The sequence below is a fragment of the Sphingobacterium sp. LZ11T8 genome (assembly GCF_024261425.1).
GTDB lineage: Bacteria > Bacteroidota > Bacteroidia > Sphingobacteriales > Sphingobacteriaceae > Sphingobacterium.
Map to the genome: position 1 here is coordinate 143,475 of NZ_JANBZY010000004.1, position 25,574 is coordinate 169,048.

The window sequence follows — 25,574 nt, forward strand, 5'->3', positions numbered from 1 at the left end:
GTCGGAAAGCTATGGAACAGTATAGTGATATGGTGCAGGCTCTTAAAGACCTAAGACAACGTGGGTACAGTATTGATTTTAGTCTGTTGCCGGACTGCCTTTACTGTGCGTCAAAGAGCCTGAAACTAAAACCGGAGGATTTTACGGTTACGGAAACTCATAGGTTTGAAAGCCTCGACAGCAGTCCTGATAACAATGCCGTGATTTATGCCATATCGTCCAATGACGGTAAGAGCAAAGGGGTACTTGTTGATGCCTATGGTACTTATGCTGAAGAAATGACCCATGAGATGGTAAAAAAATTAAATGCAACATAACTTTTAAAATCCCTTGTTATGAAAAAATACACGTGTCCCATGCACCCGCAGGTGCTAAAAGACGAACCGGGCAAATGCCCTCTTTGTGGCATGGCATTGGTTCCCGGTGGCGGTACGTCAGCTTCTCATGAACACACGCCAGAACATGAGCATTCCGGGCATTCTCAACATGGCCATGATGACGAAAACTTTGATAAACATGAGGGGCATAATACAGGCGATTTCCTCACACGTTTTTGGATAAGCCTTGTCATTACAATCCCTATCTTGCTCCTGTCGCACATGATACAGCAATGGTTGGGTTTCTCCCTTGCTTTCAATGGCGATAAATATGTGCTGTTGGCATTGGGTACGGTGATTTATTGCTATGGAGGCTTACCGTTCCTAAAGGGAATGATTGGCGAGGTGAAAGCCAAAGCCATAGGGATGATGACACTTGTTGCCATTGCCATATCCGTAGCCTATGTTTATTCCGTAGCCGTTGTATTTGGCTTGCAGGGTATGGACTTCTTTTGGGAACTGGCAACCCTAATTGACATCATGCTGTTAGGGCATTGGCTGGAAATGCGTTCCCAAATGGCTGCTTCACGGGCATTACAGTCATTGGTGGCTTTGCTGCCCAACGATGTTACCGTGGAACGTGGCGGAGAAGCTGTAAAGATAAAGCTCGAAGACCTGCAAAGCGGTGAAACGGCTATCATAAAACCGGGAGAAAAAATTCCAGCCGATGGATTGGTACTGGAGGGGCTTTCGTATATCAACGAGAGTATGCTTACCGGGGAAAGTGTTCCCGTAAAAAAGGAAAAGGACGGAAAGGTCATCGCAGGCTCTATCAATGGCGATGGTGCGCTGAAAGTTAAGGTAACAGCCGTGGGAAAAGACAGCTACCTGAACAGGGTTATCAATCTTGTGCAGGAAGCGCAGGCTACTAAGTCTAATACACAGAACCTTGCGGACAAAGTTGCCAAATGGCTCACCTTTATTGCCATTGCCGTGGGCATAGGCACATTTGCCTATTGGTATGCAAGCAGTGGAGATATTGCCTTTGCGCTTGAAAGAATGGTGACGGTAATGGTAACGGCCTGCCCGCACGCATTGGGCGTGGCTATCCCGTTGGTGGTCGCCATTTCCACAACGCTTTCGGCGACCAATGGCCTGCTCATCCGCAACCGTACGGCATTTGAAACCACCCGAAAACTTTCCACCGTCATTTTTGATAAGACCGGAACGCTCACCAAAGGTTCCCATGCCGTAGAAAAGGTTATACCGTTAACAGACGAATATAATGCCGATGAGGTTATCCAGTATGCTGCCGCAGTACAGCAAAATTCGGAACACCATATCGCCAAAGGCATTATGGCTACATTGAAAGAAAAGAGCCTTGCCTTATGGAAGTCTGAAAACTTCAGCTATATGCAGGGCATAGGTGTTAAAGGTGTTGTGAACGGGAAAAATGTCGTAGCTGGCGGCCCGAATTATTTCACCGAAAACCACCTTTCCCTGCCGGAAATACCAAGCGAAATCAATCAGGAAGCCGAAACGGTCAACTTTGTCCTCATTGATGACCGGGTAATCGGCATCATTACTTTGGCAGACAGCATCCGTGAGGGGTCGGCACAGGCGATTGAGGAACTCAAAAAAATGGGCATCAAGTCCTTTCTGCTCACCGGGGACAACGACAGGATTGCTGCTGCCGTAGCCGGAAAATTGGGTATGGACGGGTATTTGGCTAATGTGCTTCCGCACAACAAGCAGGAGAAAGTAAAGGAGTTTCAGGCAAAAGGCGAAATCGTAGCAATGACTGGTGATGGTGTAAATGATGCACCTGCACTGGCACAGGCAGATGTGGGCATTGCCGTGGGTTCCGGTACGGACGTGGCTGCCGAAACAGCGGATATCATATTGGTAGACAGCGACCCGAGGGATGTGGTCAAACTGATTGACTTCGGCAAACTTACCTACAAAAAGATGGTACAGAACCTGATATGGGCGGTTGGCTACAACGTGGTGGCAATACCCCTTGCGGCAGGCGTACTCTATCCGAATTTTGTTTTAAGTCCCGCTATGGGTGCTGTGCTGATGAGTGTAAGCACCATTGTAGTGGCTATTAACGCAAGTTTTTTAAAAATCAAAAAATAAATAAAAATGAAAAATCTAACATTATCAATCATTGCTGTTATCATGGCATTTGTAACAGTATCATGCAATCAGGCATCCAACAAAAACGAGCAGTCTTCAAGTGATACTGCTGTTGTATCACAAGAACAGTCAGCTTCCCAACCAAAAGAGGATGATACGGTAGCTGCGCCCGTTGTGAGTGAAACTCCGAGCGGTCAGGAAGCAAAAGCAACAGGAAAAGAAGAAGCAAAAAACTTTTCTATTGCGCCCATAGTTACCGATTATCTGTCCTTAAAGAACGCCCTTGTTTCGGACGATGACAAAGCTGCCGCCAGTTCAGGGAAAAAGCTGTTAGCTACCCTGAATAAAGTGGACATGAAAGCCGTTCCTGCCGATAAGCACAAAAAGTACATGGACATAGCGGACGATGCTAAAGAACACGCAGAACATATCGGGGAAAATGTCGGCAACATCCACCACCAGCGGGAACATTTGGCCTCGCTTGGCGAAGATTTGAAAGACCTGATTGATTTGTTCGGTACATCGCAAACATTGTATCAGGACCATTGCCCGATGTTCAATGACGGTAAGGGTGCTGTTTGGTTCAGCGAAAACAAGGAAATCAAAAACCCTTACTACGGTTCTAAAATGCTGACCTGCGGTAAGGTGGAAAAAACAATTAACAGCAAATAAAATTCAGGGTTATGGAAAATATGCAAAACAGTCACCATGCGGGTCATTCCTCGGAGCATGGCACGCACAATACAAAACATGCTTCGGCCATGTACAAACGCTTTGCGGTGATGGCTGTAGCCATGTTCGCAGTGATGTATTTTATCATGTACGCTATGATTGACGGGTGGCAGAACCTGATACCCAATATCAACAATTTGTACATGACCCTGCTGATGACCTCGGCAATGCTGCTTATCGAATTAGCGATAATGAAAGTAATGTACCCCAACAGGAAGATGAATTGGGCGATAGCCATCATCTCGGTTGCTGTTGGCATCTTTTCATGGTTTGGTATCAGGGAACAAATCAATGTCGGGGACAAGCAGTTTGCAAAGGGTATGATACCCCATCACGCAGCAGCCATATTGATGTCCGAAAAGGCACACCTGACCGACCCGGAACTGATAGAGCTGCAAAAAAATATACTTAAAACCCAAGCGGAAGAAATTGAACTAATGAAGCGCAAGCTAAAAGAGTTTGAAGAAAGTAAATAATAAAATTTAAAAAAACAAGTTTGGACATGAACAAAATAATAATTGGCTTTATTTCCTTATTAACCCTGCTATTCACCGCTTGCGGTCAGGCGGGGTCAAATAAGGATGAAGCGGAACAGCAGCATTCGCAGGCAACTCCGGAAAGCAACGGACATACTACCCAAATAGGTGAATTGGTTCCATCGGATGAAGTCTGCATGGTCAACGATGCCTATATGGGCAAAAGGCAGTTTGACGTAAAATTTGATGGTAAAACCTATTACGGATGTTGCGAAATGTGTAAGGAACGTATTCCAAAAGATGCGACCGTGCGGATGGCGATAGACCCCTATTCCCATAAGCAGGTAGACAAAGCTAATGCGGTGATTGCTGTGACAGGAAATAACGGTGAAGTTTCTTATTTTGAAAACAAGGAGAATTATGCCAAGTATGTGAAAAAACAGTAGACACAAAAAGATGAAGCCACAATAAAATAATTATGACCATAAAGAAGAAAATCATATTGGGGCTGGCTGTCGTCCTGATTGCCATACAGTTCTTTCAGCCCTTACGGAACCAGGCGGTTGAAGTGCCAGCCACCCATATCGAAAGGGTGTACACCGTACCCCAAAATGTAAAGGCTATCCTTGTTCAGTCCTGTTATGACTGCCATAGCAACAATACCCATTATCCGTGGTACAGCCGTATCCAGCCCGGCGCATGGTACATGGCAGAGCATATAAAAAAGGGGAAAGAGGAACTCAACTTTAGCGAATTTGGCGACTATTCTGTCCGCAGGCAGCGAAACAAGTTCAGGGCTATGGCCGGGCAGGTTAAGGACGGGGAAATGCCATTGTCGTCATATACGCTAATTCATCGTAATGCAGTATTGTCACCGGAGGATAAGCAGGTTTTGATAGCGTGGTTTGGCACAATGGAAGACAGCATTAAATAAAATTTTTCAACGAATGAACAGATATAAAAAAATACCCATAAGAATATTGCAAACAGTGCTGATGCTGCTTTGCACGCAAACGCTGTTTGCACAGAGAGTAGTGCATTACGAGCTGTATGTAAAAGATACACTTGTCAACTATGCAGGTAAGCAAAAAAGGGCGATTGCCGTAAACGGGCAAATCCCCATGCCCACCCTTACCTTTACCGAGGGCGACACTGCCGAAATAGTGGTGCACAACCAATTGAAAGAAAGCACATCACTGCACTGGCATGGTGTGTTCCTGCCCAATAAAGAAGACGGTGTGCCCTGGCTTACGCAAAAGCCCATCGCACCGGGTACAACCTACACCTACCGTTTTCCGATTATCCAGCATGGCACGCACTGGTATCATTCGCACTCAGGCTTGCAGGAGCAGATAGGCATGTACGGTAGTTTTATCATGAAAAAAAGAGGCGACGATAAAACCTTTAGAAAAGGAATTGACGATTTGCCGACCGTCCCGATTATATTAAGTGAGTGGACAAATCTTAACCCGGATAACATCAACCGTATGCTACACAATGCAAATGATTGGGCGGCCATTAAGAAAGGTGCTACGCAATCGTACGTTGAAGCTATTAAGGAGGGAAAATTAGGCGTAAAGGTAAAAAATGAGTGGAAACGGATGCTGGCGATGGATGTCAGTGATGTTTACTATGATAAAATCCTAATAAATGGTAGCCATAGCACCGATTTGAAAACAATTGGTGGTAAAAAGCTAAAAGCAGGTGACAAAGTCAGATTACGCGTTTCCAATGGCGGGGCGTCTTCGTATTTCTGGCTAAGATATGCTGGAGGGAAAATTACAGTAGTAGCGAATGATGGAAATGATGTTGAGCCTGTAGAAGTGGATAGATTAATCATTGCAGTTTCTGAAACTTACGATATTGTAGTGACTATCCCTCAAGATGGGTTAGCATATGAGTTTTTAGCAACAACCGAGGACAGAACACAATCAGCAAGCTACTTTATAGGTGATGGGGTCAAACAGCTTATTTCCCCGCTCCCACGATTGAAGTATTTCGAGGGGATGAAGATGATGAACGATATGATGAAAATGAATGGCGATTTGGACGATATGGGCATGAAGATGAGCCTGAACCAAATGGACATGAATGTAGTGATGTATCCCGAAATTACCGGAGATGCAGCAAAGAAATCAGACCACAGCAAGCATGAAGGTATGAACATGGATGACGACCCTAACCGTTACAACGCTAATGCCTTGGGAGACATCAAAACATTAAATTATGCTATGTTGCAATCGCCTTACAACACCTCCCTTCCAAAAGATGCGCCTGTAAAAGAGTTGAAGTTCACACTTACTGGCAACATGAACCGCTATGTATGGAGCATGGATAATAAAATACTTTCGGAAACGGACAAAATACCTGTAAAAAAAGGAGAAATCCTACGGATTACCATTTATAATAATTCGATGATGCGGCATCCTATGCATCTTCACGGATTTGATTTTAGGGTGATAAACGGAAAAGGCGAAAAATCGCCGCTTAAAAATGTGTTGGATATCATGCCTATGGAAACGGATACCATTGAGTTTTTAGCAAATGAGGAAGGTGATTGGTTCTTTCATTGCCATATATTATATCACATGATGGCGGGAATGAACAGGGTGTTTGAAGTTGGAGACTACAATAACCCCTATTTACCTGACAAGGCAAAAGCCTATAAAGAATTGCAAAGAGAAAGTAATATGCCCCATTTTATGGCACAAAACGATTTTGCAACCAATGGTAATGATGGAGAAGCTATGCTAATGAATGCACGCTATCAATTAGGAACAGAATGGCGCTTAGGCTATAATAGTATGCACGGGTATGAAGTAGAAACTCACTTAGGTAGATACATTGGAAAGATGCAATGGTTCATGCCCTTTGTAGGTTTTGATTTTCGTTACCGGAAAATGGGAGAAGATGAGCACGAAAAGAACATATTTGGACAAACCAACAAGAAAGACACCCGCAAGGCGTTCAGTTTAGGGTTTATGTATACGTTACCTATGCTGGTCAATTTCCAGGCAGAAGTATATCACGATGGAATTGTAAGATTGCAGTTAATGCGCGAAGATATTCCAATTTCAAAAAGATTAAGAGGTGGCTTCATGGTAAATACCGACTTAGAATATATGGGGGAGCTTAGGTATATCATCAATAAAAATATAGGTATACGTACCCACTATGATAGTGATATGGGATTTGGTGTAGGGCTTGCATTGACATATTAAAATAAAATACCGGATGGTTGTAAACTGCAAACCGTAAAATTACGGCAAAATACAGTGGGTGATGCGGGGTATAATTCGTTTGGATTAACCTGCATCATACTACAACCCATCAGACAATACAACAGTTCCACCACCAGCATCATACTGGTTGTTCTTTCATGTAGTTGCATGGGCTAATACGAGCAGTATTAGCATTTCTATATTAATCAGTATCATATTTATCAAAATGAAACGAATGGATAAATTTTACAATGAAACATATCTTAAATTGGAAACAGAAATCCAAGAACTGGAGATTGAAAACGATAACCCGGTACAACGGACAGAAGCCATTATATACCGGATTGTGGAATGTCTGTCCGAAATTAAAGATTATGTTTTGAAACGAGGATTTACAAATGTTGATGAAGAAATCCGATTTTTTAAATATCAAAAGCCAGTCATTGTTTCAAAATTGATTTATTATAATGCCATTTACAAAATCGAGACGAGGAAGCCCTACGGGGCTAAGCGCATTAGAAAATATCTTAAAAAAGAATTGAAGAAGCTAAAAAGGTTTTTCGACAATAACATTGATTTTTATAAATATTACCGAAGCAACAACTCGTTTCTTGACGAGAAAATGTTTGTTCGGGGCAAGCACGATATAAAACTGTGGCTGGATACCTATTATTTTCAGTCCGACCAATCTTTTTCTACTTCCCACGATTATAAGGTAGCCAAGATAATGGCGAATGATTTGATACAGGTGTATCTCGAAGACCAGCTTTACTGCACCTACAAGCGTTTGTTTATAAAACGAACTGCTATTTCGGGGCTGAACTGGACAGGTAGTAAAGCTGCTTTGACAGAACTCATTTACTCCCTATACTACCAAAGCGTTCTCGATAATGGCAATACGGATATTAGGTTGATAGCGGAATATTTTGAAAATGCCTTTAATATTGATTTGGGAAACTTTTACCATACCTATCTCGAAATACGCAACCGGAAACTTTTTGTTGAAGCTTAAACCCGAAAGAATTCAAGGGGTCATTGGTAAAAAACGCCGTGTGGCTCACAGAAACCTTCGGGAGAAATCCAGATTTCGTACTTTCCAGTTCTGCATTTGAAAAATCAATATCTTTTTGTTGTACCCGAAGCTGCGAATTATTCTGCTTCATTTGGCTGATCGCTTCTTCTAAGCTTAGTGGCTGCTGTGCCAATAAATATGAGCTCCATGAAGAAAGGATAATAATTAGTACTATAAATCTTTTATACATACCTGATCGTATTTAATTAATAATGCAAAATTCAGATATGGCGAAGTGATTCTAGGTTACAGTAGTTACACAAGGAAAAAAAATAATGATTATTTTTTAAAGGGATAAATTGTAGCTGAGTTTAAAGAAAATGGGCATTTTTGATTAATAGAGCGTCTTTTTGAAAGTTTAATTTGCAGACTTTTAAACAATTACATACTTTTGCCCATAATTCTTTGATTCAATCATCCATTAATCTAAAGAAATCATGACAGAGCACAACAACATATCATCCCTTTCGCTCATTGCCTAAAAAGGCAGTCAAATCCCTTATATTTTAATATATAGTGAGTATTGTTTATCAACAATGCTGCTGCCTTAATATCCTTGGGTTTTCTGAGCATTTTCAAAAGGGTATATCCTAATCAAGGACGAACAGAATCAGAAAATCAAATTCAAAAACATGTAATTCATTGCGATGAGCAATTTGGATTGGTCGTGCGGTATGAAATCTGCACGACGCAAAAAGCAACTTGTCAGGAAAGACCGAGACAGAAGGTTGATTGCATTGTGGCGTCGTTATAGCAAACTCAGTAAATACAAATGGAGCTTGCCTTTCGTCGAACTTGAACAGCCTTATCAACGTGGTTGGAAGCGATATTTTGTGTTGCAAGATGATTTAAGGTATAATCCGAAAAAGGATTTCTACGAAGCATTATTGGAAAAGATCAACACGGTGGAATACCATCATGATAAGGATTTTAAGTATAAGAAACGAAAAAGAAAGCGTTCAGGTTATGAATATAGAAGACAATACCTTCGTGAGTTCGCTTCTTATGAATGGCTTGAAAATAAAATGAAGTTGACTGAAGAAGAGAAAGCCTATTTCATGGAAGTGGAAACCTACAATGTATATGCGAAACGGACGAGTATCAGCTATGTGTTTACTGAACCGTGGCGCTATAAGTTGAAAGTTTCTCCACATTTTGTGACGCATGCAAGAAAGCTCGATGTTGAAGTAGAGCGTGAGTTGGCATTAGTCAATAATCATATCAATAGGAATTTTCTATGGCCTAGGATCGATCGCTTGACTTCCGGTAAAGGCTATCGAGGTAATCGCTTTCTTGACGAGAAACCGAAGTATAAAAACAGGATTAAAAACATTCCCAGGTACAGTTCCAAAGAACGATTCCTGGAATTAGATATTTAGAGCCAATGGGCAATTTAAGAACAAAAGATTTAAGTAAGATAGGTTATCACAATGATCAGCTGAGAAGCTTGGTCATTAACATAGCCAGCAAAAATTTCAAGCATCACAGTAAACAAGAATTGCTTGATTTGCTTGTGGATATTAAAAATGATCCAGAGGCATTTTTAGAAAACGAAGAGACTCGTAAAATAGCAGAAAAGGTTATCGGAAAATTGAAGGAGGTAAGTTTTAAAGCTTATGAACTAAGAGAAGAACCAAGCTCCTGCAAGGTTTATGGTAGTAAGGGGATTGAGTCTTCCGCCAAACAGCAGATGGAGATAGCCTGCATGTTGCCAGTAAGTGTACAGGCTGCATTAATGCCGGATGCCCACATGGGTTTTGGTTTACCGATAGGTGGGGTTTTGGCAACAGATCAAGCCATTATTCCATACGCTGTGGGGATGGATATTGGATGCCGCATGGCACTCTCCATTTTAGATGCTGCAGAAGGATTTACCAAAAGGAATGAGTTCCAGATCATGCAAGCCATGAAAAACCATACTCATTTTGGTATGGAAGGAGGCTTGGCAATCAGGCAGGATCATGAAATCCTCGACCATCCGCTATTCAATGAAATTCCTTTTCTCAAGCCTTTGCGAGGAAAGGCCGCCAGACAATTGGGGACTTCAGGCAATGGCAACCATTTTGTGGAGTTTGGAGAAATCGAGTTATTGGAAAATAATAGTCTTGGCCTGGAGCCCAAGGTCTACACCGCTTTGCTAACGCATTCTGGTAGCCGAGGGCTAGGAGCCGCAATTGCCAAACAGTACACCCATATCGCTATGGAAACCTGTAAATTGCCTCGGCATGCACAGCAATTAGCTTGGTTGGATATAGATACTGAAGCAGGACAGGAATATTGGCTAGCCATGAATTTAGCCGGTGATTACGCCAAAGCTTGTCATGATCGAATCCATAAAAACCTGTTATCTGCCTTGGGACTGAAGGCGATGGCATTGGTGGAGAACCATCATAATTTTGCTTGGAAGGATAGTCTTTCTAATGGAAAGGAGATCATAGTACATCGAAAAGGTGCAACCCCTGCCCATCAAGGAGAGTTAGGAATCATCCCTGGAAGTATGACAACCGCGGCATATTTAGTTTCGGGCAGAGGAAATGAGCATGCCTTAAATTCGGCTTCCCATGGCGCTGGTCGTGCAATGAGTCGCCAAAAAGCAAAGGATAATATGACAAATTCTGCTATGAAGAAGCTGATATCCAATGCAAATGTTAAACTGATCGGGGGATCGGTGGAAGAGAATCCTTTGGCTTACAAGGATATTGAACAGGTTATGTTGGCACAAAAGGAACTAGTCGATATCCAGGGAAAGTTTATACCAAAGATTGTAAGAATGCACAAGGAGTAAAGTTTTAATGGAGAATAATTAAGGCGGCAAGAAATTGCCGTCTTATTTTTATTCGTTTGTTTTTAAAGGAACTAGTCCTAAAATTAACTTATATTTAAGAAGTGAAAAACACATTAATATCTTTAGGATCCATCTTTATTGCTTTTTCAGTCGGTTTCCTACAAGGCTGTTCGGAATCGAAACAAAAGGATTTAATTGAAAAAAAACTAATCTCTTATCAAGGTAGAGATACCGTCACGATTGATTTGATGCTACATCAGAAGCGTTTTGTAGGGAAGTATACAGTTAATGGTCCTGGTGATTATCTCGTAACTGGGGAGGTCGAGGGCGAGATCAAAGCTGATACATTGTTGGGAAGCCTCTATTATACCCCGTTTGGTTGGCGTGATAAAAAACGTAAAGCCTTTGCATTACTGGCCAAAAACGATCAATATCTTTCGGGTAAAGGCACTGAATTGATCTATATGGGCATTCCTTATTTTGTACCGAATACAGTTACCTTCGGTCCTGAAAAGGGAGTCTATCAAGTTGTTGAGTAAATTATAATTCTATTTGCAACTTATTTAAAATCAATATACTACCTCAAATTAATCTTAAATTTTAGTAACTTGGGTCAATAAACTCATTCAGATTATTTTGCATTGCTATGTAATAAATTGCATTGCTATTCTGTCTTTGAATTATGACCAAGACTAACATTATTATCCTAATCAGCTTTATTATATTAAAGTTTATCCTGCAATATTCTTTGGTTCACCCAATCTATGACCTCCAACGTGACGAGTTTTTACATTTAGATCAAGCCAATCATCTGGCATGGGGTTTCCAGTCTGTACCACCGATGACTTCTTGGATTTCCCTAATCATAAAGTTCTTGGGGAATGGAGTCTTTTGGGTTCGGTTCTTTCCTGTACTTTTTGGAGCATTGACGGTATTGGTAGTTTGGAAAGCCATAGAAGAATTAAAAGGAAATCTATTTGCACTGATATTGGGCGCTACTTGTGTCACCTTCTCCGTTTACCTGCGATTGAATAGCCTTTATCAGCCTAATTCATTGGATGTGCTTTGTTGGACCTTGATGTTCTATTTCTTGATCAAATTCCTGAACAGAAATGAAATCAAATGGCTTTTTTACCTATGCCTATCCTTTGCTGCAGGTTTCTTGAACAAATACAATATCCTATTTCTTGTGTTGGGATTGATCCCAGCCTTAATGCTTGTGCCAGAAAGGAGAATCTTTGGGAACCGTATTTTATATTACGGTATCCTTGTGGCATTCCTCTTGGTCCTTCCCAATATCATTTGGCAATACAGTAATGATCTCCCTGTCTTGCGCCATATGAAGGAATTGTCCGAAACCCAACTCGTTCATGTGGACAGGTGGGGCTTTATCCGTTCTCAATTGATGTTCTTTCCAGGTACCTTTCTGTTGTTTTTTATTGGGCTTTATGGCCTGATGAAATATCCAGCGTTTAAAAAATACAAGGTTTTCTTTTGGACCTTTTTCTTTGTCCTCGCCATATTCCTGTTCTTAAAGGCCAAGGATTATTATGCATTAGGACTTTATCCTATTTATTTTGCCTTTGGAGCAGTATACTTATCGAATTTATTAGAAAAGAAAGTTTGGACAAAAGTGTTAAAGCCAGTCATCTTAGTTTTATGTCTTGTGCTATTCCTTCCTTTGTTTTTTATTGCCTTTCCGAATAAAACCCCTGAATATATAGTGAAACATCCAGAATATTACAGAAAGTTTGGAATGTTGCGATGGGAAGATGGGCAAGAGCATCAATTGCCACAGGATTTTGCCGATATGCTGGGCTGGTCTGAATTAGCTCGTAAGGTAGATTCTTTGTATAAAACAATGCCTGAAGCTCAGAATACCCTAGTATTATGCGATAATTATGGACAGGCCGGAGCAATAAATTATTATTCAAGGTTAGGCATCCAAGCCGTTTCTTTTAATGCCGACTATCTGAATTGGTTTGATTTGGATATCCCTTATAGAAACATCATACGTATTAAGAATGCTTCCGAAGTTGAGAAAGAGTTAGCCGAAACTGGGGCCTTCTTTGAGAGGTCACATTTAGCTGCTTCAATTGACAACCCCTATGCAAGGGAATATGGAACAGGCATCTTTTCTTTTATAGGTGCAAAGCTGAATGTAAATGAACGTATTAGGAACGAAATCGAAGAGGAAAATACTTATTGATCTCTTTGATATAAGTTTTGTAGAATTATATTTACCTATTTATTAACAATGTAACAATAATTTAATTCTATTTCTATTGGATTATATCTTTGTTGGTTGTATGATTTCATATCAAGCAGGCTTGATGGTTATTGGATTTTTATGGTTAAAAAAAGTGTATTAGAAAAGCTTTCAGACAAGGAGCTTGAAGGATTTATTCAACCTGGCTCGAGAAAGGTTCCTGAGGCGAAAAAGATGGCTTATGAAATTTTGGTTGAAAGAGGACGCATGTTTTCAGAGGAGGAGAAAATCAAGGTTGAAAGTTTAATCGAAGAGCAGATCCAAACCGAATACCAAGAAGATCTAACCAGAAGAAAAGCAATGGATAAGCAGTTGACAGATGATCAAAGTGCTGTGGCACTGTATACCAATTTTTTCATCTTCGTCATCAGTATAATATTTGGTGTTTTATATGGCTTTATCTTGGCCATGATAAATTATATAATCCTGAAAAAGTATGGTTTAGCTTTTTTGTTATTGGCAATCGGTATTACTGCATTTTCTATTTCTAGTTATTTTATTGGCTTTCTCATGACGAAGGTCTCTTTGTCAAATGATATTTTAGGATTTATTGTTGGGGTTTTGGTTTCTGCCTTCGGTTTGGCTATCATTTCCTTGTTCAATAAGAACTTTATTCCGAAAGACCTCGAGTACAGGTCAAGATCAATCCTCATTCCAACAATTATTTGTATTGGTCTTTATATTCTAATCAATTTCTATAAATAAGTAAGGCTTGGTTTATATGCAAAAAAGAGTGAACATGGGATATATCCTTAATGTTCACTCTTTTTTATGCTTTTTATTTCTTTTTCAGCAAGATAGTGAAATGTCTCAAGATCTCTGACTCCCACACGATTTCTAGACCTGATTTAATATCTTCTCTTCTTTCAAAGATGTTTTTTAGGGCCGCTGCGACGTAATCCAGATGTTTGTAGCTATAGGTCCTTCTTGGTATTGCCAATCGGAGTAATTCTAACTTTGGAAAACGATCCTTTCTTGTTTCCGGGTCTCGATCTGCAAGCAAGGTCCCAATTTCAACTCCGCGAACACCGGATTCCTTATAGAGCTCGATCGCTAGAGTTTGGGCAGGATATTCCTCGCGCGGTACATGGGTCAGGAAGTTTAAGGCATCCACAAATACAGCATGTCCTCCAATAGGTTTTTGGATCGGGATTCCGTATTCAATAAGTTTATTGCCTAGATACTCTACTTGGTCGATCCTAGCTTTTAAATAGGGGAGCTCGGTCGATTCCAAAAGCCCTTGTGCCAACGCTGCCAAGTCTCTTCCTGCAAGACCTCCGTAAGTGATAAATCCTTCGTAGATAATTCCCATATTTCCACAGGCACGGTAAAGCTGTTCGTTTCGCATCCCTAAAAGCCCACCTATATTCACCAAACCATCTTTTTTGGCAGACATCGTAAATCCATCCCCATAGGAGAACATTTCTTTCACGATTTCCTTGATAGTTCTGTCTTTGAATTCAGCTTCGCGCTCCTTGATGAAATATGCATTTTCGGCAAATCTAGCTGCATCAAAGAATACCGGGATTCCATATTGCTCAGATAGGGCCTTGACATCCTTAATGTTTTGCATAGATACCGGTTGACCCCCAGAAGAGTTACAGGTAACCGTAATCATGCAGAACGGAATGTTTTCTTTAGGATGGGCCTTATAGACTTCTTCGAGTTTTTGGAGGTCTATATTGCCTTTGAAAGGATGTAGATTATTGATGTCAAATGCTTCATCAATGGTGCAGTCAATTGCATGAGCCTTGCGGAATTCGATATGTCCTTTAGTCGTGTCGAAATGAGAGTTTCCAGGTACCACATTGTTTTCTTTCACGAGGATGCTGAAAAGTACATTCTCGGCAGCTCTTCCTTGGTGTGTTGGCAAGAAATAGGGAAATCCAAGTGTATGCCGTACGACTTCACGGAGCTTCAGATAGGATTGAGATCCAGCGTAGCTTTCATCACCCATCATGATTTCTGCCCATTGTCGGTCAGACATTGCTCCCGTTCCGGAGTCCGTTAATAGATCAATAAAAACACGGTCGCTTGCTAAGTTAAATAGATTGTTTCCTTCCTCTTCGATCCACTGTTCACGTTGTTCTCGGCTAGACATAAAGATTTCTTCAACCATCTTTACTTTATAGGGCTCTGCCCATGGTAGTTCCATAAAATTTATATTTGGTTCACTGTTGTTAAAGTTAAAAAATTAATCTAGGATATTTTAAGATTGCCACTCCCATGTTATGGAACAATTTTGTTATCAATGGATAAATATGAAATGGGTAGGGATTATTGTTGTTGATTTTATATAAATTAGATGGGAAATATTCGTCTCATAGACCATCACCTAAACTTTAGAAAACATGAAATCATTCTTGCTCAGTATTTTCATAATCGTTTGTTCCGCTCCATTATTTGCGCAAAAGCCATTAAAGTTGGCGGTAGCTGGATTGAGCCATGGACATGTGGATTGGGTATTCAATCGAAAGGATAAGCAGGATATGAAGGTTGTTGGGATCTATGAAACCAATCCGGAATTGGTTGAGCGATATATCAAACGTTATAAATTGGATAGATCCTTGTTCTTTACGAATTTGGACGAGATGTTGGACAAGGTCAAACCGGATGCGGTTTCGGCTTTTGGAGAGATCTCAGAGCATATCACGGTAGTAAGGGTCTGTGCACCCAAAAAAGTCCATGTTATGGTAGAGAAGCCTTTAGCGACCAACCTTGCCGATGCCAAAGAAATTGAAACCTTGGCAAAGGATAACAATATCCATGTCCTGACCAATTTTGAAACTTCTTGGTATGAAAGTAATCAAAGGATTAAAGGTCTTTTGACTGAAGGGAAATTAGGAGAGATCAGGAAAGTCATGGTCAATGATGGTCATCAGGGACCTAAAGAGATAGGAGTAAGCAAGGAGTTCTTCGAGATATTGACTGACCCTGCGAAAAATGGGGCAGGAGCCTTGGTTGATTTTGGTTGCTATGGTGCCAACTTGATGACTTGGTTGATGAATGGCGAAAGACCTACCTCAGTGACTGCGGTAGTGCAACAGAATAAGCCCGAGATATATAGAGAGGTAGATGATGAGGCTACCATCATTCTGCAATATCCCGAAGCCCAATGTGTCATTCAAGGATCTTGGAATTGGACCTATTCACGTAAGGATATGGAGGTTTATGGAAATAAAGGCTATGCCATAGCCACCGATGCAAAAACCTTAAAAACGCGCTTGCAAGAAAATCAGCCAGAAGAGATCGTAAAATTGGATGCTAGACCAGCACCATTCAATGACCCTTTTTCATTGCTTGCTGCGGTGGTTAATGATTCGGTTGTTTTGGATCCATTGGATCAATATGGTCTGCAAGTCAATGTAACTGCTGTGGAGATCTTGGAAGCAGCAATGAAATCTGCGAAGGAGAAACGGACCATTGTTTTAGGGGATAAATAAGTGGGGAAGATATTGATGTTATTATTTTCAATTGCATTTGTAAACAGTTCTTTCAACTTTTCCCTTTTCCTTTCGTTTTGAGGAACGAAATATCTTCGAAGAATACATGCGTATCATTATTATTCAATGAAGATTGCATTGGCGTACAGTTCCTCTACCTTCGGTACAGAATGACAAGACCTGTTGGAGGAGAACCGTACAGATTCTTCAAAATCGTTCAGAATCACAATGTGCTAAGTGAATTTCGAACAAGGTTAATATGAAAATGTAAGATAAATCTCTAAGAGTTTCCTGTCAGGTAAATGGACAGTAAAGGTGGTCGTAATTCTTCCAACCACCTTTATAGAAATCCATTTTTTTCTTCGCTATGGCTGAGTTGGCTGATCTGTTGGTGTCTCATCCTTGACTTCATCCTTACCGGAAAACCACCATATTGCAGCTCCTACGAGTACGAATGCTATTTTAATTAACCATGCTGTTCCTTCTCCCCAATTGTAGATCCAAAGCAGGATGCGAGGTACTGCATTGAAGAAATTCATAATGATGGCCAATATGCCATAAATAAATAAAATTGAACCGATATTTTTCATGCTATTTTGATTTTGTTTATGATTGAAATTTGAACCTTTTAAGGCATATTAACCCGTGTGATGAAAGGTTAATCAAATGTAGGGATGTTTCAATTTTCGGAACATCCCTGAAATCAGGTATTTATCCAGTTGGGGTGGGGTCTTTCTGTTCTGTAACCTTTTCGTGTCACCCTGACCGTTTCCGGAAGGGGCTCGGAACTATACATACTACATTTGAAATGGTTTCCTCATCTTACGTTAACAGAATGACAAACACCTCAAAAAAAATCAAAAAATAGATTCTTCGTTTCACTCTGAATCCCTCTTTAGCGCTTTTTCTTCTGAACTATTTTGAGGAATCTGTACGGTTCTCTTCCAACAGGTCCTGCCACGCTGCACCTAAGGTGCAGGAACTGTACGCCATTGAAATCCTTATTGATTTATTAAAACAAAATGACTGTTAAGTTCCGAGATGTTTCGTGCCTCAACATGTCATCAAGGCAAAAAGTGCACAAACCTTTCGCCAATGCAAACCTTTATGATTAAAACTTGATTTTCGTATTATTCTGAGATCCTTTCTGCGTCAGGATTACTATGTGGTAGTAAGAGAAAATGCAGGAATCGTTCGCCCCCACGATCCTTATTAAGCATGTGTTATTTTGATGTTTGTCAATTATTTCTTAACTTATTTATAGACGGCTAAGGCTTAAATCTGATCCAATCGAAGTATTTGGACTATTTACAGAGCATAAAAGAAAGGAGTTTGGCTTTGAGTTTAAAAATAAAAAGGATAGATAGCATTCTTGAGACTATTAAGAAAAGTGAGATAGAAATAGTGAAGGACTATTATAGCAACGTGGATATCAACAAGCCGGATCGATTCAACCGGACCTTGTTGATGAATTCTATTTTGTACGGTGAAATTGAATTAGCTAAATGGGCCATTAACCGACATGCCGATGTCAACCATCAGGATAAAAAGGGTTTAAGTGCTTTGCATATCGCAGTTGAAAGAAATCAATACCAGTTAGTTTCCTTCATGTTGCAAAAGGGGGTAGCCGTTGATCTTCAGGATCATTTTGGAAATACCGCACTTTGGCGTGCGATGATGGACAATGTTGATGTCAATATTATTTACATTTTATTCCAATATCAAGCTGACCCAGACCTTAAGAATAATTATGGGATTTCGGCACGCGATCTCCTCAGTGAAGAGAACCGGAATTGGGAAATCCTCCATAAGATTTTTAATGAAGTCAGTCCAGCTAATTAAGGATTTAAAGCGTTACCGATTTATAAAAAGATTACCCTTTATGTGATCATGCCATTTCTTGATCACGGCACAGGTCTCGTAAGCCTCCTGAAGGACAAATTGTTGCAGAAGGGTTTCTAGGGTTAGGATGAATTCCTCGAGATGGATAAAATTGCCTTCTTCATCGCGATAGTCGGTAAGGATATCCAGTAGAAAACAATGGGTTTCGAACTCACGGAACTTGTTCTGATAGTTCTGATCTGCCCTCAACCAAAGTTTTTCCAATTGAAATCCCGACTTGATGTGCATATGACAGGCGTCCTCATATTCTGACCGGTGCGTCTTGAGTTCCTTTTTCATTTTTTCGACACTGATTTGCAAATTATCATACATGGATGATAAATGAATCTGTACCTCTCGTTGTTTTGAAATAAGTGGCATAATGATGGAATTTGGATGCTCGCAAAATTTTCAACAAGTGTAACCCCAATTTTGTTTTAATAATTTATTGATTTATTGTGAATTAAAAAATCATCAGCTAATTACAGCAGCAAAAAGAATATATTTGGGTATATGAACGAAGCTAGGATAAATGGAATTCAATTGGAGATATGCTCCAATTCGATATACTCGGCAAAGCAAGCCCAGGCCGGTGGTGCAAGTAGGGTAGAGCTGTGCCAAAATCTGGAAAATGGCGGTACAACGCCTTCATATGGGCAGATCAAATTGACCAGGGAGTCCCTAAAAATTGGAGTCCATGTATTGATCAGGCCGCGGTCAGGTGATTTTCTCTATACCGAGGAAGAGTTTCAGGAAATTGTTGAGGACCTCCGTTACTGTAAGGAGGTCGGTTGTGATGGGGTTGTTATCGGGATATTAAGGGCAGATGGTTCTGTAGACATGGAAAGGATGAAGGTTTTAGTGGAGGAGGCCAAACCCATGTGTGTCGTGTTCCATAGGGCTTTCGACCGTTGCAAGGATCCTAAACAAGCATTGGAAGATATCATTGCCTTGGGCTGTGACCGAATATTGACTTCTGGCCTGCAAAATACAGCATGGCAAGGACGTGACCTTTTAAAAGAGTTGATAGCACAGGCTGCCGGCCGGATAGAGATTATGCCGGGGTCGGGGGTTGATGCAGGCAATGTGAAGGAAATATTGAAATACACAAAGGCGAATAGCATACATTCTTCAGCAAAGGTCGTGGTAAGATCAAAGATGGAATATAGATCGGACTCGGTAACAGGGATGGACGAGGATGAAATCTATAGTTCGAAAGAGAAGGTCGAGCAGATCGTAGAGCAAATAAAAAGCCTGTAGAATGTCTACAGGCTTTTTAATATAATGTTTTCTAAACTTATTTAGCGTCTGCTGAAAGTTTATCTAAGATATCATTGTTCTTAGTGATTTGGCTGTTCTTCGGCATTTTGCTTTTTGAACCTGGTTCAATATTACGGCCAAGTTTTAAAAACTGTACTTCAACGCGTGCAACAGTTTTATTTCTTCTATCTTTTCTTTTTAAACGTGTAACTCCCATTGTGATCAAATATTTTTAATTGTTATTAACGAGGTCGGAAGCGGATTCGAACCGCTGTAGGAGGTTTTGCAGACCTCAGCCTAGCCACTCGGCCATCCGACCCTTTTACCTTTACAGGCATGCAAAAATAGGATTAAATTTTAAAATAAAAAAACCTTTTTCGCTTTTTGTTTTTCTAATTGCTTTTAGCCCCCTTAAAGCCTTGATTTTGAATTTAATGCTTAAAAATTAGCTTTGAAGGAAATGGATGTTTCATAAATTTTTTAAAATTAATACTTTGATTATTAATTATTTGCGCGAAATAAATTTGCTAAAATAGAGTTTGGTCTAAACTTTGCAAGACTTGGGTGTCTCTCGATAACATGTGTTAGGGGGAGCATAACAAAAAGATAAAATAATAAGACTATGAAAAAATTATTACTTTCATTTGGTGCTGCATTTTTATTAGCAGCTGGAGCTCAAGCTCAAACTAGTTATGGTTTAAAAGCTGGTGTGAACTTAGGTAAATTCTCTAATCAATCTGATCTAGCGAAAGACTACCAATCTAATAATGTTTCATTCTATGTAACTGGTTTTGCTGATCTACCTGTAGCTCCTCAGTTCTCCATTCAACCAGGAGTTTCCCTACAAGGAAAAGGAAATAAATACAAATTTGATGGTGATGGACTGGATGGTTCTTCAACTACGAATTTAATGTCAGTTGAGATTCCAGTAAATGCAGTTTACTATATTCCTGCAGGTTCAGGTAATGTATTCTTAGGCGCTGGTCCTTATGTAGGATTCAACGTTTCTGGAAAAGCTAAAAACAAAGGTAATTTAGGTGATTTTGGTGCTGAAGGAGAACGTGATCTGAAATTCTCTGGTGATAACAAAGACATGAACCTAATTGATGCTGGTGCTAACTTTATGGCTGGTTACAAATTCAACAACGGTTTATTGGTTAACGCTGGATATGGATTAGGATTAACTAATCTTAACCCTAATTCGAATGGAGATAAATTCTCTACTCGTACATTATCATTTGGATTAGGTTTCCAATTCTAGTCGAAATTGAAAAGGCTTAACAGCCTTAGTGAATAAATTATTGGGCAGTCCTGTTGGGCTGCCTTTTTTTGTTGTATCATTTGGGTTGATATTTAATTTAAAATGGAGCCTATTATTTTGCTTTAAATTCTTATATGAAGAAAATAATGTAATTGTGAAATAATGTTAATTAACTAAACGATAACAATTAACTTGGTCGATGCTGTTTAGTTTTGATTCATAAACTAAAAATATTAAGTATGAAAACATTTTTATCCTTACTTGGCATCGCTGGATTGTCAATCTGTGCAGCAAATGCCCAAACTTCCTATGGCCTTAAGGCCGGAATGAACCTTGGGAAAATCACGAGCTATGATTCCCAAAAATTTAATCCTTCCTATTTTGTGACAGGTTTCGCAGATATACCGTTATCTGGTAGATTTTCTATCCAACCCGGGATTTCCCTACAAAGCAAAGGGACTAAATTTGTAGACGCCATTCCCAATTGGGATCAAACCGCAACTGACCTCAATACCTCTAGTCTCAATGTGATGTCGATCGAAATCCCAGTCAATGCAGTTTATTACATTCCTGTTGGGACTGGCGATGTTTTCCTTTCTGCAGGTCCTTATTTAGGCTATAACCTCAGTGGAAAATTGAAAAATTCAACGCGTAATTTAAAGACGGCCAGTTCACGGGATGTAGAGTTCAGCGGAAATAATAAAATGATGAATCGTTGGGACGCTGGGGTAAATTTTGCAGTAGGGTATAAGCTTTCCAATGGATTCTTGATCCAAGCTGGCTATGGCTTAGGTTTAAGCAACCTGAATGCAGCAAGTAAATCCAAAGATTTCTCAAGCAGAACGTTGAACTTTGGTGTAGGATTTCAGTTTTAGCGTTGATAGTATTGAGATGTGAGATATGAGATTTGAGATATTAAGGGGAACAAAGTACAGCTTAAGAGCAATGGGTTGGTTTTATGCTATTATCCAGATTGGAGTCTAAAAATTCTTTCAAATTTCTCATGTCTCATTTCTCATATCTCAAATCTTGAAAAAAACAAAAGCCCATTTTTCAATGGGCTTTCTTGTTTTTTTCAAAAGAAATCTATCACACTTTGATTTCAACTTCAACACCTGAAGGTAATTCTAATTTCATCAACGCATCAACTGTTTTTGAGTTAGATGAGTAGATGTCTAACAATCTCTTGTAAGAACACAATTGGAATTGCTCACGTGCTTTTTTGTTAACGTGTGGAGAACGTAAAACGGTATAGATTTTTTTCTCAGTAGGCAATGGAATAGGACCACTAACAACTGCACCTGTAGGTTTTACTGTTTTTACGATTTTCTCAGCTGACTTGTCAACCAAGTTGTAATCGTATGATTTCAATTTGATTCTGATTCTTTGGCTCATTATATGAATTTGTTTTTAAGATGACCCCTGGTTAGAGCTATTTGCAACCAGGGATCGGTTTGTTTTTATTCGTATGAATTATTAGTCTTCGATACCTTTAACTTTTCCTTTAGACTTCGCGATTACGTCATCTTGAACGTTACGAGGTGCATCAGAATAGTGATCGAATTCCATTGTAGAAGTAGCACGTCCTGAAGTGATGGTACGTAATTGCGTTACATATCCGAACATTTCAGAAAGAGGTACTAATGCTTTGATTACTTGCGCACCATTACGTGAATCCAAACCTTGCATTTGACCACGACGACGGTTCAAGTCACCCATTACATCACCCATGTTTTCTTCTGGAGTCAATACTTCCACTTTCATGATAGGCTCCATCAATACTGGAGAACATTTAGGAAGAGCTTGACGGTAAGCCATCTTAGCTGCTAATTCGAAAGATAGAGAGTCTGAATCGACTGCGTGGAATGAACCATCAATCAAACGAACTTTCATACCTGACAATTGGTAACCAGCTAAAACACCATTCTTCATAGAAACTTCAAATCCTTTTTGAACTGAAGGGATATATTCTTTAGGAATAGAACCACCAACGATCTCATTAACGAATTGAAGAGGGTTTTTAACTACATCCCAATCCTCATCAGCAGGAGAGATAACCACTTTGATATCCGCGAACTTACCACGACCACCTGATTGTTTTTTGTAAACTTCACGGTGTTCAGTAGTTCCGTTGATAGACTCTTTGTAAGCTACTTGAGGAGCACCTTGGTTAACCTCTACTTTGAACTCACGTTTCAAACGGTCGATCAAGATATCTAAGTGAAGCTCACCCATACCTGAAATAACTGTTTGACCAGTATCTTCATCCGTCTTAACTACGAAGGTTGGATCCTCCTCAGCTAATTTGTTAAGTCCGATACCTAATTTATCAACGTCAGCTTGAGTTTTAGGCTCGATCGCCAAACCAATAACTGGCTCAGGGAAAACCATAGACTCAAGAACGATTGGGTTTTTCTCATCACAAAGGGTGTCACCAGTTTTGATGTCTTTGAATCCAACAACAGCACCGATATCACCAGCTCCGATTCTTTCGATCGGGTTTTGTTTGTTCGCGTGCATTTGGAAGATACGAGAGATACGCTCTTTGTTTCCTGAACGAGTGTTCAATACATAAGAACCAGCATCTAAGAATCCTGAATATACACGAGTGAAACACAAACGACCTACGAATGGGTCAGTAGCGATTTTGAAACCTAATGCAGCGAATGGTTCAGCTTCAGAAGGTTTACGGGAGATCTCTTCACCAGTACGTGGGTCAGTACCTTTAACAGCTTCTTGATCCAATGGAGAAGGCAATAACTCCATAACGAAGTCAAGCATTGTTTGTACACCTTTGTTTTTGAAAGATGAACCACAAACCATAGGAACGATAGCGTTATCCAATACTGCTTTACGTAAAGCGTCTAAGATTTCACGTTCTGTTAATGAATCTGGATCATCGAAGAATTTCTCCATCAATGACTCATCATATCCAGCAACAGCTTCTAATAATTTTTCACGGTATTCAGCAACCTCTTCAAGCATATCGTCAGGGATTGGAACTTCAGTAAAGGTCATACCTTTATCAGCTTCATTCCAAACGATACCACGGTTGTTGATCAAGTCAACAACACCAGTGAAGTTGTCTTCAGCACCGATAGGCAATTGAAGCGCTACAGCTTCAGAACCTAACATATCTTTAACTTGCTTAACTACTTTTAAGAAGTCAGCACCAGAACGGTCCATTTTATTGACGAAACCAATACGAGGAACTTTGTATCCGTCAGCTAAACGCCAGTTAGTCTCTGATTGAGGCTCAACACCATCAACAGCAGAAAACAAGAATACTAATCCGTCTAATACACGTAATGAACGGTTTACTTCTACAGTAAAGTCAACGTGTCCCGGTGTATCAATTACGTTTACTTGGTATTTTTTGTTACGGTAGTTCCAGAATACTGTTACAGCAGCAGAGGTAATGGTGATACCACGCTCTTGCTCTTGTGCCATCCAGTCAGTTGTAGCAGAACCTTCGTGAGTTTCTCCTAACTTGTGGTTAACACCTGAGTAGAATAAAATACGCTCTGTAGTTGTAGTTTTACCAGCATCGATGTGTGCAGCGATACCAATATTTCTTACTAATTTTAAATCTTTTGCCATGTTTTTTATTGCAGTTTGCCTATTGGCTGATTGTTATTTCCTTTGAAATAAATACACCGACTTTGATAATTGAAAATTCCATTATCTAAAGTCGGTGTAAACATATTTGATTCTTTTTGTTCAAAATTAGAATCTGAAGTGTGAGAACGCTTTGTTAGCTTCCGCCATCTTGTGCGTATCTTCTTTCTTCTTAACAGCAGCACCTTCACCTTTAGAAGCTGAAATGATCTCTCCTGCCAATTTCTCAAACATAGTTTTTTCACCACGTTTGCGAGCATAAGAAATTAACCATTTCATACCTAAAGCGATCTTGCGCTCAGGACGAACTTCCATAGGTACTTGGAAGTTTGCACCACCAACACGACGAGATTTAACCTCTACGGCTGGCATTACATTGTTAAGAGCTTTTTTCCAAGTCTCAAGACCATTCTCTTGAGTCTTTTGCTCTACTAATTCAACTGCATCGTAAAAAATTGAATAGGCGATAGATTTCTTACCGTCTACCATCATGTTGTTTACGAAACGAGTTACCTGAACATCGTTAAACTTTGGATCAGGTAAAATGATTCTCTTTTTTGGTTTTGCTTTTCTCATTTTCTTTTCCTCCGTTTATTTTTTCTTACCTTTTGCTGGTGCAGCAGCTGCTTGTCCTGGTTTAGGACGTTTTGTTCCGTATTTAGAACGACGTTGGTTACGACCGGCAACACCTGAAGTATCTAATGCACCACGAATGATGTGGTAACGAACTCCTGGTAAATCTTTAACACGACCGCCACGAATTAATACGATCGAGTGCTCTTGTAAGTTGTGGCCTTCTCCTGGGATGTAAGCATTCACCTCTTTACCGTTTGTTAAACGAACACGAGCTACTTTACGCATTGCTGAGTTTGGTTTTTTAGGGGTAGTAGTGTATACACGTGTACACACACCTCTTCGCTGTGGACATGAGTCCAACGCTGGTGACTTACTCTTGTCTACCAGAGCTACTCTACCTTTTCTAACTAGTTGTTGAATAGTAGGCATTTACCTGTTTTTCTTTTTTGTTTTTGTTAAAAAATGTTTTTAAGTCCGCAAAGATATAAAGAATAATCTAAACTGTAAAGAGTTGTGTGCTAAGT

At 40.0% G+C, this 25,574-nt stretch carries 27 protein-coding genes and 1 tRNA gene; 18 read left to right on the forward strand and 10 right to left on the reverse strand.

The features are described from left to right. Positions 1-11: 11 nt before the first annotated feature. From NLF99_RS11105 to NLF99_RS11140, 8 genes are all read left to right on the forward strand, one after another. Entirely contained in the window at positions 12-317 is a 306-nt protein-coding gene (locus tag NLF99_RS11105; RefSeq protein WP_002993263.1) for a hypothetical protein, read from the forward strand. 18 nt (positions 318-335) lie between these two features. Next, positions 336-2,456, forward strand: a complete 2,121-nt coding sequence (locus NLF99_RS11110; protein ID WP_002993264.1) for a heavy metal translocating P-type ATPase — start codon at positions 336-338, stop codon at positions 2,454-2,456. A 6-nt stretch (positions 2,457-2,462) separates the two neighbouring features. Next, complete coding sequence (locus NLF99_RS11115) at positions 2,463-3,128, forward strand: DUF3347 domain-containing protein (RefSeq protein ID WP_002993266.1); 666 nt, start codon at positions 2,463-2,465, stop codon at positions 3,126-3,128. Between the two features lie 11 nt (positions 3,129-3,139). Further along, a complete protein-coding gene (locus NLF99_RS11120) occupies positions 3,140-3,664 on the forward strand; it encodes a DUF305 domain-containing protein (RefSeq protein WP_002993268.1) in 525 nt (174 codons plus the stop codon). A gap of 26 nt (positions 3,665-3,690) precedes the next feature. Continuing rightward, entirely contained in the window at positions 3,691-4,110 is a 420-nt protein-coding gene (locus tag NLF99_RS11125; RefSeq protein ID WP_002993270.1) for a hypothetical protein, read from the forward strand. 56 nt (positions 4,111-4,166) lie between these two features. After that, positions 4,167-4,598 (forward strand): heme-binding domain-containing protein, encoded by a 432-nt coding sequence (locus NLF99_RS11130; RefSeq protein ID WP_254528222.1) that lies wholly within the window; start codon positions 4,167-4,169, stop codon positions 4,596-4,598. Between the two features lie 13 nt (positions 4,599-4,611). Further along, positions 4,612-6,885 (forward strand): multicopper oxidase family protein, encoded by a 2,274-nt coding sequence (locus NLF99_RS11135; protein ID WP_037459500.1) that lies wholly within the window; start codon positions 4,612-4,614, stop codon positions 6,883-6,885. Positions 6,886-7,120: 235 nt separating this feature from the next. Beyond that, positions 7,121-7,897, forward strand: a complete 777-nt coding sequence (locus tag NLF99_RS11140) for an RteC domain-containing protein (RefSeq protein WP_254528225.1) — start codon at positions 7,121-7,123, stop codon at positions 7,895-7,897. Here the strand turns inward: NLF99_RS11140 and NLF99_RS19815 are convergent. Further along, a complete protein-coding gene (locus NLF99_RS19815; protein WP_368041469.1) occupies positions 7,824-8,147 on the reverse strand; it encodes a TolC family protein in 324 nt (107 codons plus the stop codon). The two genes, NLF99_RS11140 and NLF99_RS19815, sit on opposite strands and share 74 nt — an antisense overlap. Positions 8,148-8,604: 457 nt before the next feature. Between NLF99_RS19815 and NLF99_RS11145 the strand changes: the two genes are divergently transcribed. The 5 genes from NLF99_RS11145 (at position 8,605) to NLF99_RS11165 (ending at position 13,716) form a co-directional block, all read left to right on the forward strand. After that, positions 8,605-9,336, forward strand: a complete 732-nt coding sequence (locus NLF99_RS11145) for a hypothetical protein (RefSeq protein WP_254528227.1) — start codon at positions 8,605-8,607, stop codon at positions 9,334-9,336. 5 nt (positions 9,337-9,341) lie between these two features. After that, a complete protein-coding gene (locus NLF99_RS11150; protein ID WP_254528232.1) occupies positions 9,342-10,742 on the forward strand; it encodes an RtcB family protein in 1,401 nt (466 codons plus the stop codon). Positions 10,743-10,843: 101 nt separating this feature from the next. Then, on the forward strand, positions 10,844-11,281 hold the full coding sequence (locus tag NLF99_RS11155) for a hypothetical protein (RefSeq protein ID WP_254528235.1): 438 nt from the start codon (positions 10,844-10,846) through the stop codon (positions 11,279-11,281). 143 nt (positions 11,282-11,424) lie between these two features. Next, on the forward strand, positions 11,425-12,951 hold the full coding sequence (locus NLF99_RS11160) for a glycosyltransferase family 39 protein (protein WP_254528238.1): 1,527 nt from the start codon (positions 11,425-11,427) through the stop codon (positions 12,949-12,951). Between the two features lie 141 nt (positions 12,952-13,092). After that, positions 13,093-13,716, forward strand: coding sequence for a CvpA family protein (locus NLF99_RS11165; protein WP_254528241.1), 624 nt, complete (start codon positions 13,093-13,095; stop codon positions 13,714-13,716). Between the two features lie 73 nt (positions 13,717-13,789). On the opposite strand, the gene NLF99_RS11170 is transcribed toward NLF99_RS11165, so the two are convergent. After that, on the reverse strand, positions 13,790-15,166 hold the full coding sequence (locus tag NLF99_RS11170) for a tryptophanase (RefSeq protein ID WP_254528244.1): 1,377 nt from the start codon (positions 15,164-15,166) through the stop codon (positions 13,790-13,792). A gap of 196 nt (positions 15,167-15,362) precedes the next feature. Here NLF99_RS11170 and NLF99_RS11175 point away from each other — a divergent pair, with 196 nt between their 5' ends. Further along, a complete protein-coding gene (locus NLF99_RS11175) occupies positions 15,363-16,454 on the forward strand; it encodes a Gfo/Idh/MocA family protein (protein WP_254528246.1) in 1,092 nt (363 codons plus the stop codon). A gap of 365 nt (positions 16,455-16,819) precedes the next feature. On the opposite strand, the gene NLF99_RS11180 is transcribed toward NLF99_RS11175, so the two are convergent. Further along, on the reverse strand, positions 16,820-17,044 hold the full coding sequence (locus NLF99_RS11180) for a hypothetical protein (RefSeq protein WP_185217264.1): 225 nt from the start codon (positions 17,042-17,044) through the stop codon (positions 16,820-16,822). Positions 17,045-17,753: 709 nt separating this feature from the next. On the opposite strand from NLF99_RS11180, the gene NLF99_RS11185 reads away from it, so the two are divergent. Next, positions 17,754-18,296: an ankyrin repeat domain-containing protein gene (locus tag NLF99_RS11185; protein WP_185217263.1), complete on the forward strand. Its 543-nt coding sequence runs from the start codon at positions 17,754-17,756 to the stop codon at positions 18,294-18,296. A gap of 12 nt (positions 18,297-18,308) precedes the next feature. On the opposite strand, the gene NLF99_RS11190 is transcribed toward NLF99_RS11185, so the two are convergent. Then, complete coding sequence (locus tag NLF99_RS11190; protein ID WP_254528249.1) at positions 18,309-18,716, reverse strand: hypothetical protein; 408 nt, start codon at positions 18,714-18,716, stop codon at positions 18,309-18,311. 132 nt (positions 18,717-18,848) lie between these two features. Here NLF99_RS11190 and NLF99_RS11195 point away from each other — a divergent pair, with 132 nt between their 5' ends. After that, positions 18,849-19,595: a copper homeostasis protein CutC gene (locus NLF99_RS11195; RefSeq protein ID WP_254528251.1), complete on the forward strand. Its 747-nt coding sequence runs from the start codon at positions 18,849-18,851 to the stop codon at positions 19,593-19,595. A gap of 37 nt (positions 19,596-19,632) precedes the next feature. Here the strand turns inward: NLF99_RS11195 and NLF99_RS11200 are convergent, their stop codons facing one another. Then, entirely contained in the window at positions 19,633-19,812 is a 180-nt protein-coding gene (locus NLF99_RS11200) for a spore protein (protein WP_185213581.1), read from the reverse strand. A 31-nt stretch (positions 19,813-19,843) separates the two neighbouring features. Next, positions 19,844-19,914 (reverse strand) — tRNA-Cys (locus tag NLF99_RS11205). 303 nt (positions 19,915-20,217) lie between these two features. Here NLF99_RS11205 and NLF99_RS11210 point away from each other — a divergent pair. Together NLF99_RS11210 and NLF99_RS11215 are read left to right on the forward strand one after the other, a co-directional pair. Continuing rightward, positions 20,218-20,856 (forward strand): porin family protein, encoded by a 639-nt coding sequence (locus NLF99_RS11210; protein ID WP_185213582.1) that lies wholly within the window; start codon positions 20,218-20,220, stop codon positions 20,854-20,856. 239 nt (positions 20,857-21,095) lie between these two features. Further along, positions 21,096-21,731, forward strand: a complete 636-nt coding sequence (locus tag NLF99_RS11215; RefSeq protein WP_254528253.1) for a porin family protein — start codon at positions 21,096-21,098, stop codon at positions 21,729-21,731. 214 nt (positions 21,732-21,945) lie between these two features. Here the strand turns inward: NLF99_RS11215 and rpsJ are convergent, their stop codons facing one another. From rpsJ to rpsL, 4 genes are all read right to left on the reverse strand, one after another. Further along, on the reverse strand, positions 21,946-22,251 hold the full coding sequence (gene rpsJ, locus NLF99_RS11220; RefSeq protein WP_013667229.1) for a 30S ribosomal protein S10: 306 nt from the start codon (positions 22,249-22,251) through the stop codon (positions 21,946-21,948). An 81-nt stretch (positions 22,252-22,332) separates the two neighbouring features. After that, positions 22,333-24,456 (reverse strand): elongation factor G, encoded by a 2,124-nt coding sequence (gene fusA / locus NLF99_RS11225; RefSeq protein WP_093094999.1) that lies wholly within the window; start codon positions 24,454-24,456, stop codon positions 22,333-22,335. Positions 24,457-24,582: 126 nt separating this feature from the next. Beyond that, positions 24,583-25,050 carry a 30S ribosomal protein S7 gene (gene rpsG / locus NLF99_RS11230; protein WP_093095001.1) on the reverse strand — a complete coding sequence of 156 codons (468 nt, stop codon included), beginning with the start codon at positions 25,048-25,050 and terminating at the stop codon, positions 24,583-24,585. 15 nt (positions 25,051-25,065) lie between these two features. Continuing rightward, the gene (gene rpsL, locus NLF99_RS11235) at positions 25,066-25,479 is read right to left on the reverse strand and encodes a 30S ribosomal protein S12 (RefSeq protein ID WP_002993550.1); all 414 of its coding nucleotides are present in this window, start codon (positions 25,477-25,479) and stop codon (positions 25,066-25,068) included. Positions 25,480-25,574: the final 95 nt, after the last annotated feature.